Raw genomic sequence first — 16,501 nt, 5'->3', positions numbered from 1 at the left:
ATAATGGTATTCTTATTTTGCGTCAATTCTGAACAAGAAGGAAGCAAAATCGGACGCAAAAAAAGCGTGCCGGAAAGTTTTCTGTCGCTTTTCCGGCACGCTTTTTTTCATGCTCTTTTCTTCTTTTTTATTTCTGATTTTTTATTCTTCCATGTCATCCAGGCTCTTCTTCAGTGTGATCATTTTGTCACGCAGCTCGGCGGCCATTTCGAAGTTGAGTTCGGCGGCAGCGGCTTTCATCTGTTTCTGTACCTGGCCGATCAGTTTTTCCAGTTCTTCGCGGCTCATGGACTCCGGGTCTTTTTCCATCTTTTCTTCTGTCTTTGCCACTTCTTTCGAAATGCTGATGAGATCGCGGACGGCTTTTTTGATGGTGGTCGGAGTGATGCCGTGTTCTTTGTTGTAGGCTTCCTGCAGGGCACGGCGGCGCTTCGTCTCGTCGATCGCGAGGCGCATGGAATCGGTCATCACATCGGCGTACATGATAACATGGCCCTCGCTGTTTCGCGCGGCACGGCCGATGGTCTGGATCAGGGAGGTTTCGGAACGCAGAAAACCTTCTTTATCGGCATCCAGGATCGCCACGAGTGTGATTTCCGGGATGTCGAGACCCTCACGCAGAAGGTTGATGCCGACGAGCACATCGAAGACATCGAGACGCATATCACGGATGATCTCGGTCCGTTCCAGGGTGTCGATATCGGAGTGCAGGTAACGCACGCGGATGCCGGCCTCTTTCATATAGTCGGTCAGATCCTCTGCCATACGCTTCGTCAGCGTCGTCACGAGAACTTTGTTGTGTTTTTCAGTTTCTTTCTTTACTTCCGAAATCAGATCGTCGATCTGTCCCTCCACCGGGCGTACCTCGACATCCGGGTCGAGAAGGCCGGTCGGGCGGATGATCTGTTCGGCGCGCAGCAGCTCGTGGTCTGCCTCGTAGTCGCCCGGCGTGGCAGATACGAAAAGGATCTGATCGATCCGGTCCTCGAACTCGCCGAAGTTCAACGGGCGGTTGTCTTTTGCGGACGGCAGACGGAATCCATAGTCCACCAGCGTCGATTTCCGCGACTGGTCGCCGGCATACATGCTGCGGATCTGCGGAACAGTCTTATGCGACTCATCCACAATGATGAGGAAATCATCTCCGAAATAGTCCATCAGTGTGTAGGGCGGCTCGCCTGGCTTTAATCCGGAGAGGTAACGCGAATAGTTTTCGATGCCGGAACAGATGCCGGTTTCTTTGAGCATCTCAATATCGAAATTGGTCCGCTCCTCGATGCGCTGGGCCTCGATCAGTTTTCCCTCGTGCTTGAAGAACTTCACCTGCTCTTCCATATCCTTTTCAATCTCGCCTGTTGCTTTCAGGATCGTGTCCATCGGCACAACGTAGTGGGAGGCAGGAAAGATTGCGATGTGGTTCAGTTCACATAAGATTTCACCCGTCAGCGTATCGATCTGCACCAGACGGTCAATCTCATCCCCGAAGAACTCGACGCGCACCGCCTTGTCCGTCTCCTCCGCCGGAAAAATCTCCAATACATCACCGCGCACGCGGAACGTCCCGCGGTGGAAATCCATATCATTCCGGTCATACTGAATATCAATCAACTGTCGGATCACATCGTCCCGGTCCTTTTCCATTCCCGGGCGGAGCGAAATAATCATCTCCATGTAATCCTTCGGGCTTCCGATTCCATAGATACACGAAACACTGGAAACCACAATGACATCGTTCCGCTCACTCAGTGCAGAAGTCGCGGAAAGCCGCAGCTTATCAATCTCATCGTTCCGCGCAGAGTCCTTCGCAATATACGTATCCGAAGACGGCACGTAAGCCTCCGGCTGGTAGTAGTCGTAGTAGGAGACAAAATATTCCACTGCGTTTTCCGGAAAAAATTCTTTAAATTCTCCATACAGCTGCGCCGCCAACGTCTTATTATGCGCAATGATCAACGTTGGTTTATTCAGCTTCTGGATCACATTCGCCATCGTAAATGTTTTACCGGAACCCGTAACACCGAGCAGTGTCTCACACTGATTTCCTTCCTGAAATCCTTTCACCAGCTCCTCAATCGCCTGCGGCTGGTCACCGGTCGGCTGATATTCGGAATGTAATACAAAATGATCCATATATATCTCCTTCTGTATGCTCTGTCTGCAGATCCAATCTGTTCGTCTGTCCGCTTTCTGCGGTCTCTCTTATAGCTTCTCTGATTATACCAGACTTTATAACAAAAGTATAGCTATTTCGAATATTTGTTCTATTCATTTTTCATCTCCTGGACGCAAAAGTCCCCTGCATCAGACACATTTCTGACACAGGGGACTCTCCCAATTGGTTTTATTTCGTTTTCTTCTTCAAAAATCCAATCGACGTCTTGCAGATCAGTTTATCGAAGATCATAAACATCGCCGGCAGGATCAGGATAACAACGACCATACTGATGATCGCGCCTCGTGCAAGCAGGGTACAGATGGAACCGATCATCTCAACCTGAGAGTAGCAGGCTACACCGAAGGTTGCGGCAAAGAAACTCAGGCCACTGCTGATGATGGACGGCATACTGGTCTTATGCGCAATACTGATAGCTTCTTTTTTGTCTTTTCCATTCTGGCGCTCTTTCTGATAACGGGTTGTCATCAGGATCGCGTAGTCCACGGTTGCACCGAGCTGAATCGCTCCGATTACGATGCTGGCCACGAATGGAAGGCTGGTTCCCTGATAATACGGGATTGCCATATTCAGCATAATTGCAAACTCGATGACTGCTACCAGAATAATCGGCAGAGAAATCGATTTGAAGATCAGCAGAATGATGATAAAGATTGCACCAATGGAAAGCACGTTTACGTTGACAAGGTCAGCATCGGTAACATCCTGCAGGTCTTTCATCAACGGTGCTTCACCGATGACCATTCCATCTTTATCGTAGGATTTTACGATTTTGTCAATCGCTTTGACCTGTTCGTTTACTTCATCTGTTGCGGACTCATATTCAGAGCTCACAAATGCAAGCTCATACTCATCGCTCTGCAGCATGCTTCGGAGATTTTCCGGGATCATGGATTCCGGAATCGTCGGTCCAAGCAGGGAACTCATGCTGATGGTCGATTTGACACCTTTTACGTTGCCGATCTCCTCCATCATTTTCTTTTTCTGTTTGGAATCCATATCGCGATCCATCATCACAATATGCATGTTGCTTACGTCAAACTGCGCTTTTACCTCATCATTTGCCACGTTGCAGTCCAGGGTAGCCGGAAGAGAACGCGCAATGTTGTAGTAAATCTGGGTATGATTGTTTCCGTAGATCGACGGGAACAGCAGGATCAGGAAGATCACAACCCACGCCTTATAATGTTTGGTGATAAAAGCGGATGGTTTATCCAGACTCTTTACCAGCGGTCTATGTCTCGTTTTCTCAATTGCCTTGTCAAATACCAGAACCATGGCCGGCAGGACGGTGACACAGCAGACAACGCCGATCAAAACACCTTTTGCCATAACGATACCAAGGTCGCGGCCAAGGGCAAAGGTCATAACACACAGTGCCAGGAAACCGGCTACGGTGGTAACGGAGCTTCCGGCTACGGATTTGAACGTGTTGGCGATTGCATGGCCCATCGCACGCTCTTTGTCATCCGGGAAACGCTTTTTATTCTCCTCGAAGCTGTTCAGCAGGAAGATGGAGTAGTCCATCGTAACACCAAGCTGCAGCACGGCGGTCAGCGCTTTTGTGATGTAGGAAGTCTCACCAAGGAACACGTTGCTTCCCAGGTTGTAAAGGATTGCAAGTCCGATACTTAACAGGAACAGGATCGGAACAACGAAGGAAGTCGATGTCAGCTCGATGACAACGAGGCTCAAAACTGCGGCGATGACAACGTAAACCGGCAGCTCTTTTAATGCTACGTTTTTGATATCGGTAACAACACCGGTCATACCGCCGATGAAGCACTGCTCGTTCGCAATTTTACGAAGATCCTCGATTGCCTCCATGGAGTCATCGGAAGAAGTCGTATTGTCGAACAGAACGAGCATCATGGTTGCATCCCCATTGTAGAATGCTTTCCGGAGTTTTTCCGGGATCATCTCAACCGGCACGCTGATGTCTGCCACATCGTCATACCATAAAACTTCTTTTACGTGGTTTACCTGCTCGAATTTTTCTTCGAGTTTCTGTACGTCCTTCATTTCCATGTTTTCCACGACAACCATGGAGAACGCACCCATGCCGTATTCATCTACCAGAATGTCCTGTCCTTTTACAGTTTCCAGATGCTCCGGCAGATAGCTGAGCAGATCATAGTTTACTTTCGTTGCTGCCATTCCGATGACTGACGGAATAATCAGCAGAAATCCAATGATCAGCATCAGAATCCTGTGCTTGGCAATCCATTTGCCAACTTTAACCATTTTCATTCATCTCCTCTGATTCATTTTTAACTTGTTTTTCTAGTACCACATCTTACAACTTAAATGACTATTAGTCAATATTTGAAATGGCAAAAAATGAATTTTGGTCATTTTTTGTTTACTTTTACAAAAAATAACGGAAATCGGAAATGGGAATCGTTGATTTTTCTGCGCATCAAAAAAGAGTGCCTGGCTCCTTCGTCCTGACACTCTTTTTTATGCATTTTTTTATTTCACTTCAACCAGCTCAATCTCAAAATTCAGCTCTTTTCCAGCCATCTCATGGTTGGCATCAAACGTGATATTGGTCTCGTCTTTTGCGGTAACTTTTACCGGGAACGGCTGGCCGTACTGGTTCTGCAGATAAACCTGCTGTCCGACCTCTACTTCCTCTGCTCCCGGAAGCTGTGCGATCGCAACGGTAAAAATTGCGTTCGGATCCGGCATTCCGTAAGCCTCCTCCGGCATCAGATGGATGTTGACTTTTTCGCCGACTTCCATCTCTGCAACGGCTGCATCGAAGCCGCGGATCATCTGGCCCACACCGCAGATGAACTCGAGCGGTTCGCCGCGGTCGTAGGAAGAATCAAACTGGGTTCCATCGTTGAAGGTTCCTCTGTAGTGGGTACGGCAGGTTTTTCCGACATTCTTACCTTCCATAACCGGAGTCGGTGCACCGCATCCGCCGCCGCAGGTTCCGCAGGAACCGCCGCAGGAGCTCTCCTCTTCCTCATGGCTTCCGCAGTGGCCGCCGCAGGAATGGCCTTCCTCGTGATCGTGGTGATCGCAGGTTGCACCCGCAGATGTGAGCGTTCCGTTTAAGTAAGCTTCCACCGCTGCATCCACATCTCCCTCTGCTCCGGAGCAGAGCTCTACGCCTGCCTCAGCAAGAGCAGCCTGTGCACCGCCGCCGATGCCGCCGCAGATCAGAACATCCACGCCCTGCTCGGAAAGAAGGCCTGCCAGTGCGCCGTGGCCGGTTCCGTTGGATCCGATCACTTCGCTGGAAACCACCTGATTGTCTTCTACTTCGTAAACCTTGAAATTCTCTGTTTTTCCAAAATGCTGGAAAATATTCCCGTTATCGTATGTAACTGCAATTTTCATCTAACTAAATCCTCCGTAGTTTTTTTCTTACGCCTCTTTTTCCTGCATAAAGGCTTCAATCTGGTCTGGATCACGCATCAGATTCTCGGAAAGAACCTCGCATCCGTCCTCTGTAATCAGGATATCATCCTCGATCCGGATTCCGATCTCCCACTCGTCAATATAAAGACCCGGCTCATCGGTGATGATGGCGCCTGGACGCAGCTTGTCGTTCCATGCCGCGGTCACATCGTGTACATCGATGCCGAGGTGATGGGAAACGCCGTGCATGTAATAGGTTCCGACATCCTCTTTCTTCTCGATCAGGCCAAGTTTCACACAGCCCTCGCCGAGAACATCCTTTGCAATATCGTCGAGCTCTTTTAATGTCATACCCGGTTTTGCTGCTTTTGCAACGGCGCGGTTTGCTGCCAGAACAACGTCGTAAACCTGTCTCTGACGGTCCGTATATTTTCCGTTGACTGGATACGTTCTGGTGATATCTGCGCAGTAGCCCTGGAATTTTGCTCCGAGGTCCATCAGAAGCAGGGTCTCATCCTCGCACACGTCACGGTTGGTGTCGTAGTGCAGCATCGTTCCGTTTGCACCGCTTCCTGCGATCGTCGGGAATGCGGTTCCGTCTGCTCCCTCGTGGAAAATCTTGTACTCGAAATCAGCCTGTGCCTGATACTCGGTGCAGCCCGGTTTCAGATTCTTCATCACGAATTTCAGCGCGTCGTCGGTGATCTTGATTGCCTGGCGGACGAGAGCGATCTCATCCTCATCTTTCTGCATCCGCAGTGCTGCGATGACAGGAGCAATGTTTTTAATCGGTCTGCCTGGAAATTTCTTTGCGAACTCTTCTGCCTTTACCATGTTGTAATCCGGCAGATCCTCGACCTGATAGCGGTAGCAGTCGAAATACAGGGTTCCGATGTCCTCGCGTGCCATCAGACGGTTTACCATGCCCTCAAAGGAATCCAGAAAACGAACGTCATCGATTCCGGTGATCTCCTGTGCCTCGGATACGGTTACTTTTCTTCCAAACCATCTCTCCTGGTTCAGATCCGCCTCCTCGATAAACAGAATGGATTTCTCCTCTTTTGCGGTCTTTTTCATCATCAGGATCATGTGATCTCTGCGAAGGCCGGTCAGATAGAAAAAGTTGCGGTTTGCTTCAAACGGCAGATATTCGTCTGCGCTGACATGCAGCTCGATTCCGGAAAACAAAAGCAGTGCGGAATCCTGGTCCATTTTATCAAAAACCTGTTTTCTTCTTTCTGTAAAGTTCATCTGTCTTTCCTCACTTTCTTTTAGAGCCTGCCAAGATCTGTTTTCGGCTCCTCTACTAAGATAACACGTTCGTGCTTTTTTTCCTACCTTTTTCCTGCTTTTCTGTGAAAATTCTTATTTTATTCCGCACTTTCCAGTCCTTTGACAACTTCCAACGCTTTTTCGAGCTGCACATCGCTCGTCGCGTCATCCGGCAGCTCCACCTCGACATCCGGCGTAATGCCGACCTTGTGGATGTCGTTTCCGAGCGGCGTGTAATAATGGGCAATCGTCAGTTTCACCACGCTGCCGTCCGAGAGCTGGAATGTATTCTGGACAATGCCTTTTCCGAATGTCGTCGTTCCGACAATCGTTCCGATGCCGTAATCTTTGACTGCTCCCGTGAAGATTTCTGCCGCACTTGCCGTATTTTCATTGACCAGCACAACGAGTGGAATCGAGATCGGGGTATCGCCGTCGCAGGTATACTCTTCCCGTTTTCCATTTTTATCCTCGGTATACACGATGAGTCCCTCCGGCAGGATCTGGCGCAGGGTGTCACAGACTGCCGTCACGAGGCCGCCCGGATTGCCGCGCAGATCGATGATCAGGCGTTCCATGCCCTGATCCTGCAGTGACTGGTATACTTTCTGGAACTGCTCGGGGGTAAGCCCTGTAAACTCGCTGATGGCCAGATAGCCGATCTTGTCGTCCAGCATTTTACCGTCTGCCACAATCGCCGCAAGCTTCTCTTTTGTGACTTCCGTTTCAATCAGATCCGCCTCGCCTTCCCGCTCGATGGAAAGCGTCACGGTGTCGTTCTCGCTGTTTTTCAGAAGACCGACCGCATCGTTGAGGCTTAAGCCTTCGAGTGTCTGCCCGTCAATCTTCACAATGCGGTCATCCGCCTGAATACCGGCCTCGCCGCCGGGGTATCGTCCTGTACGCCGGTGACCTGCAGCTTATCGCCGTCCAGCGTCACCGTAATACCGATGCCCTGATAGTAACCCTCCTGCGCTGTCTTGATCGCTTCGTATTCCTCTTTCGTGTAATACGTAGAATACTTGTCGCCGAGGCCGCTGATCATCCCTTTATACATCGCATCCGACAGCTCTGTGTCATCCACATCGCCAGCGTAAAGCTGGCTGATCATCGCTTTGATCGCCGCCGTCTTCCGCCACGACCAGAAGCCGCCGGGGTGGTCCGCACTGCTTCCCGGCCAAAGAAACGTTGTTCCGACAAGCACGATCATTACAATCGCCAGCATGGAAATCATGCCCGCAAAGTAGCTCTTCCGCATCTCATTTTTTCGGTTTTTCTTTCTGTTTCTGCGCTTTTTCGGTTTTTCCTGCTCTGCCGCTTTTACGCCCTCTTTTTCTTCCTTCATCAGTTCTTCCAAAATATGCCTCCCAATCGAAAGATCCCGGAATCTTTTGACGGATTCCGGGACTTATTTTTACTTTATTATATTGTCTAATCCTATCAGACTTTCAAGTGTTTTCGAATCGTAAAGATACTGCCGACAAGTCCGATTCCCATACCGAGAATGAGTCCGACCGGAAGCAGAATCCGGAATACGGCCGATACCGGCATGAATGCCATAAAGTTCGACAGTACGCTGAACTCCGTCATAACGTAGCTGATGACTCTGTTGTATACAACGTACAGCAGCCCCAGCGGAATCGCTGCTCCGACAAGACCGATCAGGATACCCTCGATCAGGAACGGAGCCCTTACAAACAAGTTCGTCGCACCGATCAGCTTCATAATACCGATCTCCTCTTTCCGGACCGAAATACCGATCGTGACGGTATTGCTGATCAGGAAAACAGATACGGCAAGAAGAATCAGGATGATCGCGATGGAAACGTAGCCAATGACACGGTTCATCGTCGTCAACGTTGTTGTTGCACCCTCGGCCTGTTTAACCTCACGGACACCGTCCAGCGAGCGGATATACTCAGCCAGTGCATCCTGCGTCTCTACCTGGTATACGTAAACCTCGTAGTGAGCAGAAGTTGCGAGCGGGTTGTCGTTTGGCTTAAAGCCGTCCTTGTATTCCTCTTTTCCTTCGAAATACTGTTTTGCAAAGTTTTCCCACGTCTCATCCGCGGAAACATACTTACATTCCTTGACCACATCGGTCTTGGCCTTGATCTCCGTTCCGATCTCATCGATCGTCGCCTGATCCACATCTTCGTTGAAGAAGACGGTCATGGATACGTCTGTCTCGGCATTTTTTACGATGTAGTTAAAGTTGATGACAACCGCAAAGAAGATACCGAACAGAAAGATACAGGCTCCCATGGTTGCGATGGATGCCAGCGAGAACATCTTGTTTCTCCAGATGTTTTTGACACCCTGTTTGATGCTGTAGCCCAGTGTACTAAACCTCATGGTACTCGCCCTCCTTCTCATCGCTGACTACCACGCCTTTTCGCATGGTAATAACGCGTTTTTTCATGGAGTTGACGATCTCACGGTTGTGGGTTACCACAAGAACGGTCGTTCCTCTGTTGTTGATTTCCTCCAGGAGCTTCATAATCTCCATGGAGTTTCCCGGGTCCAGGTTTCCGGTCGGCTCGTCCGCCAGAAGAATGTCAGGCCGGTTGACAATGGCTCTTGCCACGGCAACTCGCTGCTGCTCTCCTCCGGAAAGCTCCTTCGGGAAGGATTTGTACTTCTCTGCCAGTCCGACCAGCGTCAGAACTTCCGGCACGCGCTTTTTGATGACGCGGTTCGGTTTCTCGATGACACGCTGTGCGAATGCTACGTTTTCATAAACATTCCGGTCTTTTAAAAGGCGGAAATCCTGGAATACGACGCCGACACCGCGGCGGTATTTCGGCACTCTCCAGCGTTTCATTTTATTTAAGATCTGTCCGTTTACCTTAATGGTACCGGATGTGGGCTCGAGTTCTTTCAAAAGGAGCTTGATCAGCGTCGATTTTCCAGAACCGCTGTTTCCCACGATAAAGACGAATTCCCCCTTCTCGATGTGTAAGGATACGTTGTTGACGGCCGGCTGGCCTTTCGCGTAACTCTTACTTACACTATCCAATGTTATCATGCAATTCCTCCTTCAAGGGTTCTCGCTTAATAATCGAGCGTTTCCATGTATTTCATGTACTGCACAACCATAAGCGCAATCTTGAATGTGATCGCATCTTCAAAAACTCTAAGATCGAGTCCCGTGCTCTTCTGCAGCTTATCCAGCCGATAGACAAGGGTATTTCGGTGTATATAAAGCTGTCTCGAGGTTTCCGAGACATTCAGAGAATTTTCAAAGAATTTATTGATCGTTGTCAGTGTCTCTTCATCAAAGTCATCCGGCGATTTGTTGCCGAAAATCTCTTTGATGAACATTTTGCACAGTGGGATCGGAAGCTGGTAAATCAGACGGCCGATACCCAGTGAGCTGTATGCATAGATATCATTCTCAGCGGAGAAGATTTTTCCGACGTCCATCGCCATTCTGGCTTCTTTGTAGGAACGCGATACTTCTTTGATCTCCTTGACAATGGTACCGTAAGCAACGTGGGTTTTCCCCTCCTCATCTCTTCCTGCTGCTTCCAGAATGGTGGCTGCCACTTTGTTCATCTGGGCATAATCCTCACCTGGAGCAAGTTCCTTGACGATGATAATGTTTTTCTCATCGACGGCAGTTATAAAGTCACCGGATTTGGTACCGAGCAGACTCTTGACGCTTTCCAGCGCCCCGCTGTTTTTATCCGGATTTGTCTCAAGAATAAATACAAGGCGGCGTGCTTCCACTTCAATATGTAACTTCTTCGCCCTGTTGTAGATGTCGACCAGCAGCAGGTTGTCGAGCAGCAGATTCTTGATAAAGTTGTCTTTATCGAAGCGCTCCTTGTAGGCGGTAAGGAGGCCCTGAATCTGGAAGGTAACCATTTTCCCGATCAGGTGAATGTCATCGTTTCCGCCTTTTACAACCAGAACGTACTCCAGCTGGTGTTCATCGTATACTTTAAAAAACTGATAATTTTTCATGGTCTGGGAATCTGCCTGAGACTGCGCAAACGTTACAATATCATTCTGGCTGATCTCAACCTCCGGAAACGTCGTTACCAGAACTTTTCCTTCTACATCAGTCACGCAGAGTTCGACACGCGAAATATTTTTGATTCCCTCAATGGTACTCTGTAAAATCTGATTTGAAATCATATTTTCTTCCCTCTTTCATCCTATAGTTTGTCTCCGGCTGCACCCGCTTTCATTGCCAGGCATATCCACACCCCTATGGTTCTGCGCCTGATGCAAAGTACCTCACAGATATAATTATTTTAATACAAAATAGACAAAAAAGGAAGAGAAAACACAACATTTATACCACAAAATACGTAAAAAGGTCAGGAGAAATCCGTCTGGAAGCCCTCTCCTAAGACCTCTCTTGCATCCGACACAACGACAAACGCGTCCGGATCGATCGTTCCTACGATCTGTTTGAGCTGCGGGATCTGTTTTTTGCCCACAACACAGAATACCATCATACGCTCTTCGCCCGTGTACATTCCCTTTATGTGGATGCCGGACGCGCCGCGGTCGAGTTCTTTCATGAGCTCATCGGCTACCTGCTCCGGATGCGCGGTAATGATAAACGCGGATTTCGCATAATTCATACCTTCCATCAGGGCATCCGTCATTTTCGTCGTCACGTAGATTGCCACGATCGCATAGAGCGAAGCGTGGATACCGAAGACAAAAATACCGGCGATGACGATGATTCCATCAAGCACCTGCATAACCTGTGCAACGGAATAGTGGCGCAGCTTTCTCTGGATCAGAGCCGCCATCATATCCGTTCCGCCCGTCGTTCCGTTTCCGATAAAGACAAGGCCGATGCCGGCTCCCATCAGAACGCCGCCAAAAAGTGCGGAGAGCATCCTGTCATCCGGCACCAGCTGCAGAACCGGGAGAACGGCAAACCAGAACGTGTTCATCAGGGTTCCAAAAATGGTTTTCACAAGAAAATCACGGCTCATGCGGATTCCAAAAAGAAAGAGCGGAATGTTCAGCACAAGGTTCGTCACCCAGAGCGGAACTCCTTTTCCGAACAGCATCTGGCTCAGTTGTTTGATGACGATTGCAAGACCGGAAAATCCTCCGGTAACAAGCCCCGCCGGGTCGTAAATCGAGCTGGTCGCAACCGCCATGACCGCGGTTCCCAGCGTAATCAGCAGATAATCTCTCCACTGCTGTTTGTTCCGTATCCAGTTCATGAACTTCAACCGTCCTTTTCGCTGTTATATTTTGTTACCATCCACTTGAACGTATTCTTCTTTAGCAGAGTTCCCCACCAGCTCGTTTTTATACCGGCCTCGTTCTGCAGTGTTGAGTGTTCGCCAAGGCTCAGCCAGATTTTCGCGCTGATTTTGCTGCTGTTTTCCAGAACGAAACGATCCTGCCGCGTTCCCGCAAGGCCGCTCACAATCACGTCCGTCGTCTGGCTGTTGATCTCGTTGACCAGGCTGTCAAACGCGGATTCCTCCAGCGTCTCGACGACAGCACCGCCTCCGATCTCAATGCCGGGATACGTTTCTGTCAGATATTTCTGCAGTGTCTGCAGTTCTTCCCCAGTGTCGCCCAGTACGAAAATCCGGCTTTTTTTCTGAATCAGTCCCCAGAAAAAGCGTGCGATGAACTCGTTCGTCTCCACTTCCTCATAGGACGGCGTCTCCGGGTCGATTCCTGCTGCCTCCAGCACTTCGGTTTCCCCGATGACCGTCAGATCCAGATCTTCGATATACTGTTTCCACGTCGGTTCCTTGCTCGCCTGCATCAGCATCTGCATCGTAACAATCCCGATGGTATTCAGCTTATCGTTCGAGAGGTATTCCTCTGCAATCTCCATTGCCGCATCGACGCGGTAATGTTTCAGCTTCACACCTAAAATTTCCAGTTCTGCATTCATTGTTCTGTATACTTCTGTTTTCCTTCGAAATCCAGAAGCGTTTCCTCCATGTTTTCCTGCCGTTTCTTCCGGCAGCGCTGTCCGCCCTTTTCTTCTGGCAACAGCTAATCCCCATTATACTAAAAAAAGAGGCTGTTGTCAAAAACAGCCTCTTTTTCTGCCCTGTTTTCACAGAATTTTTACAATTTAGCGGATCGTCTGCGGATTGTTTCAACTCACAGTCGGTATTTTCACGGAGTCTGACATGTCGAAAATAGTTCGACTGTGACTTGCCTCATGTCAGTGGAGGATACCGATTTCTCTCCGCCCGCCACTGCCGTTGTGTTTCTTTTAACAATTCATCCCACCGCTTTAGAAGTGGGAGACTTCTTGTCTACTAGGGTTAAACCTCAAACATCAGATCGCCGTAGGACGGCATCGGCCACATCTCTTTGTCTACGATCATTTCCAGTTTGTCAACCGGTGCACGGAGTGCCTCCATAGCCGGAGCAACTTTCTCGTAGTAGTATTTTGCTTTTGCTTCGCCATCTTCCATCTCGCATCCTGCATTCTCGATTGCGATCAGCTCGTCGAGTGCTTTCTGGGTCTCCTCAAGCAGTGCACTTGTCTCGTTCAGCAGATTCTTCTGTACACCAACTGCCGTAACACCTGCTGCGGTGATGGTGTTGATGGATCCAGCCAGGGAAGTCGCATATTTGATGACGGCCGGGATGATCTGTTTGCTTGCCATGTCGATCATGGTCTTTGCTTCGATGTTGATGGTCTTTGCATAGTTCTCGAATTTAACTTCTGCACGGGATACCAGCTCTGCCTCGGTGAATACTTTGAAATCGCCGAACAGTTTGATTGCGGTATCAGTGGTCAGTGCCGGGATTGCGTACACCATGGATTTGATGTTCGGAAGTCCTCTTCTCTCTGCCTCAGCTAACCACTCATCTGCATATCCGTCGCCATTGAAGATGATTCTCTGATGCTCACTTAAGTTCTTCTTGATCAGATCATGGACAGCGTCCTCGAAGTTTTCAGCGCCTTCCAGTACATCGCATGCATCGCGGAATGCTTCTGCAACGATGGTGTTCAGTACGATGTTCGGAGCTGCAACGGAGTCACGGGAACCAACCATACGGAACTCGAATTTGTTTCCGGTGAAGGCGAACGGTGAGGTTCTGTTACGGTCGGTAGCGTCTTTCTTGAGATCCGGAAGTGTCTTAACACCAGTCTCCAGAACGCCCTCTTTTTTACTCTTTGTTGCATTTCCGGTGCTGATCAGCTGCTCAACAACGTCCTCCAGCTGCTCGCCAAGGAATACGGAAATGATGGCCGGCGGTGCCTCGTTGGCTCCCAGTCTGTGATCGTTTCCTGGATCGGCTGCGGACTCACGGAGCAGATCTGCGTGAACATCAACAGCTTTCAGGACGCAGCTTAACACAAGCAGGAACTGAATGTTCTCGTGCGGTGTTTTGCCCGGCTCAAGAAGGTTGATGCCGTCATCTGTGGTGATGGACCAGTTGTTATGTTTTCCGGAACCGTTGACACCTGCGAACGGTTTCTCATGCAGCAGGCATTTCAGTCCGTGCTGGCATGCAACTCTCTTTAAGGTCTGCATTACGAGCTGGTTGTTGTCGACTGCTACGTTTGCCTCGGAATAGATGGAAGCCAGCTCATGCTGTGCCGGTGCAACCTCATTGTGCTGTGTCTTTGCGGTAACGCCCATCTTCCACAGCTCAATGTTGACCTCCTTCATAAAGGAAGCAATTCTCTGACGGATGGTTCCGAAATAGTGATCGTCCATCTCCTGTCCTTTTGGAGGCATTGCGCCGAACAGGGTACGGCCGGTGTAGATCAGGTCTTTTCTCTGCAGGAATTTCTCTGCATCTACCAGGAAGTATTCCTGCTCCGGTCCTACGGAAGGAGTTACTTTCTTGGAAGTGGTGTTTCCGAACAGTTTTAACAGACGCAGGGACTGTACATTCAGAGCTTCCATGGAACGAAGAAGCGGTGTTTTCTGGTCAAGCGCCTCTCCTGTGTAGGAGCAGAATGCAGTCGGAATGCAGAGGGTTGCGCCTGCTGCGTCCTGACGAACGAAAGCCGGTGAGGTGCAGTCCCATGCTGTATATCCTCTTGCCTCAAAGGTAGCACGCAGTCCACCGGACGGGAAAGAAGATGCATCCGGCTCGCCTTTGATCAGCTCTTTACCGGAGAAGCTCATCAGTACTTTGCCGTTCGGCATCGGTGCTGTAATAAAAGAATCGTGCTTTTCTGCAGTTGTACCAGTCAGCGGCTGGAACCAGTGTGTATAGTGTGTTGCTCCTTTTTCAATTGCCCATTCTTTCATCTCATGTGCAATCGTATCTGCAGTAGCAAGATCCAGCTCACCGCCTTCTTCGATGATCTTTTTCAGCTTCTTGTAAACATTTTTTGGAAGACGTTCCTGCATTACAGTGTCATTGAATACATTTTCGCCAAAGATTTTGGCCGGATTTACATATTCTCCCATTTTCTTTCTTCCTTTCCATTTGTGAATTTTGCGATGCGACCTTCCCGCCGGACTCTAAAAAGGTCCTGATACAAGAAAAAGGGGTTCTCAAAAAGCAGCTAAGGAAAGCTAAGTTTTTGTAGAACGCCCTTGTTTTACATTCGCATATGGATTTGATTTCCAACTGATACTAAAATAACTCAAAAACTTAAAAAACGCAAGTGCTTTTTTGAACTCAGTCCTTTTTTCGTATTATTTTACAAAACTTTCCTAATTCAGGCGAAAAAATTAGCGGATTCGATGAAAGCTTTCGCGGCAGTCGTCAAGGTCTCGTGCAAGCACGGACTTCGACTCGTTGCTCGCGAAAAAAAATACTGTGCGGACCCTGAGGAGGAAGTTCCCCAGGAATCCTGCACAGCATTTTCGTGCTTAAACTCAGGCTTTGTTTGCAGAACCGAACAGTTCGATTTTTTCTCTTACAGTAGCTTTGATAGCTTCTGCGCCAGGAGCAAGGAGTTTACGAGGATCGAATCCTTTACCCTGCTGATCTTTGCCCTCTTCGATGTATTTACGTGTAGCTGCTGCGAATGCAAGCTGGCACTCTGTATTTACATTGATTTTGGAAACGCCAAGGTCAATGGCTTTCTTGATCATGTCATCCGGGATACCTGTACCACCGTGAAGAACGAGCGGCATAGTTCCTGTCAGCTCCTGTACAGCTGCCAGAGTCTCAAAGCTCAGTCCCTGCCAGTTAGCCGGGTATACACCGTGGATATTGCCGATACCTGCTGCAAGCATATCTACACCGAGGTCTGCAATCATCTTGCACTCGTTCGGATCAGCGCATTCGCCCATACCTACAACACCATCTTCTTCTCCACCGATAGAACCAACTTCTGCTTCCAGAGACATTCCTTTCTCTTTGCAGACAGCTACCAGTTCTTTTGTTTTTGCAACGTTCTCTTCGATCGGATAATGAGATCCGTCAAACATGATGGATGAGAAACCTGCTTCGATGCATTTGTAGCATCCTTCGTAGGTTCCATGGTCCAGATGCAGAGCAACCGGAACAGTGATGTTCAGTTCTTCGATCATAGCCTTTACCATAGCAGCTACAGTTTTAAAACCTGTCATGTATTTTCCTGCACCCTCAGATACGCCAAGGATAACCGGAGAATTCATCTCCTGTGCGGTAAGAAGGATGGATTTTGTCCACTCCAGGTTGTTGATGTTAAACTGACCAACTGCATAGTGGCCAGCTTTTGCTTTGTCCAACATTTCTTTTGCTGATACTAACATAGCTCAAATGACCTCCTGT

13 protein-coding genes are annotated in these 16,501 nt (G+C 49.0%); all 13 read right to left on the bottom strand.

Annotated elements, in window-relative coordinates:
- Positions 1-141: 141 nt before the first annotated feature.
- Complete coding sequence (gene uvrB / locus DXA55_RS03390) at positions 142-2,130, bottom strand: excinuclease ABC subunit UvrB (protein ID WP_117813028.1); 1,989 nt, start codon at positions 2,128-2,130, stop codon at positions 142-144.
- 211 nt (positions 2,131-2,341) lie between these two features.
- Positions 2,342-4,417: an efflux RND transporter permease subunit gene (locus tag DXA55_RS03385; protein WP_055220731.1), complete on the bottom strand. Its 2,076-nt coding sequence runs from the start codon at positions 4,415-4,417 to the stop codon at positions 2,342-2,344.
- Between the two features lie 228 nt (positions 4,418-4,645).
- Entirely contained in the window at positions 4,646-5,524 is an 879-nt protein-coding gene (locus DXA55_RS03380; protein WP_055220733.1) for a NifB/NifX family molybdenum-iron cluster-binding protein, read from the bottom strand.
- 27 nt (positions 5,525-5,551) lie between these two features.
- Positions 5,552-6,796 (bottom strand): aminopeptidase P N-terminal domain-containing protein, encoded by a 1,245-nt coding sequence (locus DXA55_RS03375; RefSeq protein WP_055220735.1) that lies wholly within the window; start codon positions 6,794-6,796, stop codon positions 5,552-5,554.
- A gap of 119 nt (positions 6,797-6,915) precedes the next feature.
- Complete coding sequence (locus tag DXA55_RS03370; protein WP_158565024.1) at positions 6,916-7,668, bottom strand: S41 family peptidase; 753 nt, start codon at positions 7,666-7,668, stop codon at positions 6,916-6,918.
- On the bottom strand, positions 7,665-8,174 hold the full coding sequence (locus DXA55_RS03365; protein ID WP_117813026.1) for a S41 family peptidase: 510 nt from the start codon (positions 8,172-8,174) through the stop codon (positions 7,665-7,667). The genes DXA55_RS03370 and DXA55_RS03365 overlap by 4 nt, the downstream gene beginning before the upstream one ends.
- Positions 8,175-8,257: 83 nt before the next feature.
- Positions 8,258-9,172 carry a permease-like cell division protein FtsX gene (ftsX, locus tag DXA55_RS03360; RefSeq protein WP_022461639.1) on the bottom strand — a complete coding sequence of 305 codons (915 nt, stop codon included), beginning with the start codon at positions 9,170-9,172 and terminating at the stop codon, positions 8,258-8,260.
- Positions 9,162-9,845, bottom strand: a complete 684-nt coding sequence (gene ftsE / locus DXA55_RS03355; protein ID WP_022461638.1) for a cell division ATP-binding protein FtsE — start codon at positions 9,843-9,845, stop codon at positions 9,162-9,164. Before ftsE ends, ftsX begins: the two co-directional genes overlap by 11 nt.
- Positions 9,846-9,871: 26 nt before the next feature.
- Positions 9,872-10,960: a PucR family transcriptional regulator gene (locus tag DXA55_RS03350; RefSeq protein ID WP_022461637.1), complete on the bottom strand. Its 1,089-nt coding sequence runs from the start codon at positions 10,958-10,960 to the stop codon at positions 9,872-9,874.
- A 185-nt stretch (positions 10,961-11,145) separates the two neighbouring features.
- On the bottom strand, positions 11,146-12,015 hold the full coding sequence (locus tag DXA55_RS03345; protein ID WP_117761413.1) for a YitT family protein: 870 nt from the start codon (positions 12,013-12,015) through the stop codon (positions 11,146-11,148).
- A gap of 5 nt (positions 12,016-12,020) precedes the next feature.
- Positions 12,021-12,707, bottom strand: coding sequence for a WecB/TagA/CpsF family glycosyltransferase (locus tag DXA55_RS03340; protein WP_117510477.1), 687 nt, complete (start codon positions 12,705-12,707; stop codon positions 12,021-12,023).
- A 382-nt stretch (positions 12,708-13,089) separates the two neighbouring features.
- On the bottom strand, positions 13,090-15,204 hold the full coding sequence (locus tag DXA55_RS03335) for a glutamine synthetase III family protein (RefSeq protein ID WP_117813025.1): 2,115 nt from the start codon (positions 15,202-15,204) through the stop codon (positions 13,090-13,092).
- A gap of 414 nt (positions 15,205-15,618) precedes the next feature.
- A complete protein-coding gene (gene fba / locus DXA55_RS03330) occupies positions 15,619-16,482 on the bottom strand; it encodes a class II fructose-1,6-bisphosphate aldolase (RefSeq protein ID WP_022461579.1) in 864 nt (287 codons plus the stop codon).
- Positions 16,483-16,501: the final 19 nt, after the last annotated feature.

The organism is Blautia sp. OF03-13 (assembly GCF_003460685.1).
Lineage (GTDB): Bacteria > Bacillota > Clostridia > Lachnospirales > Lachnospiraceae > Fusicatenibacter > Fusicatenibacter saccharivorans.
This window is presented reverse-complemented; position numbering and strand designations above follow the sequence as displayed.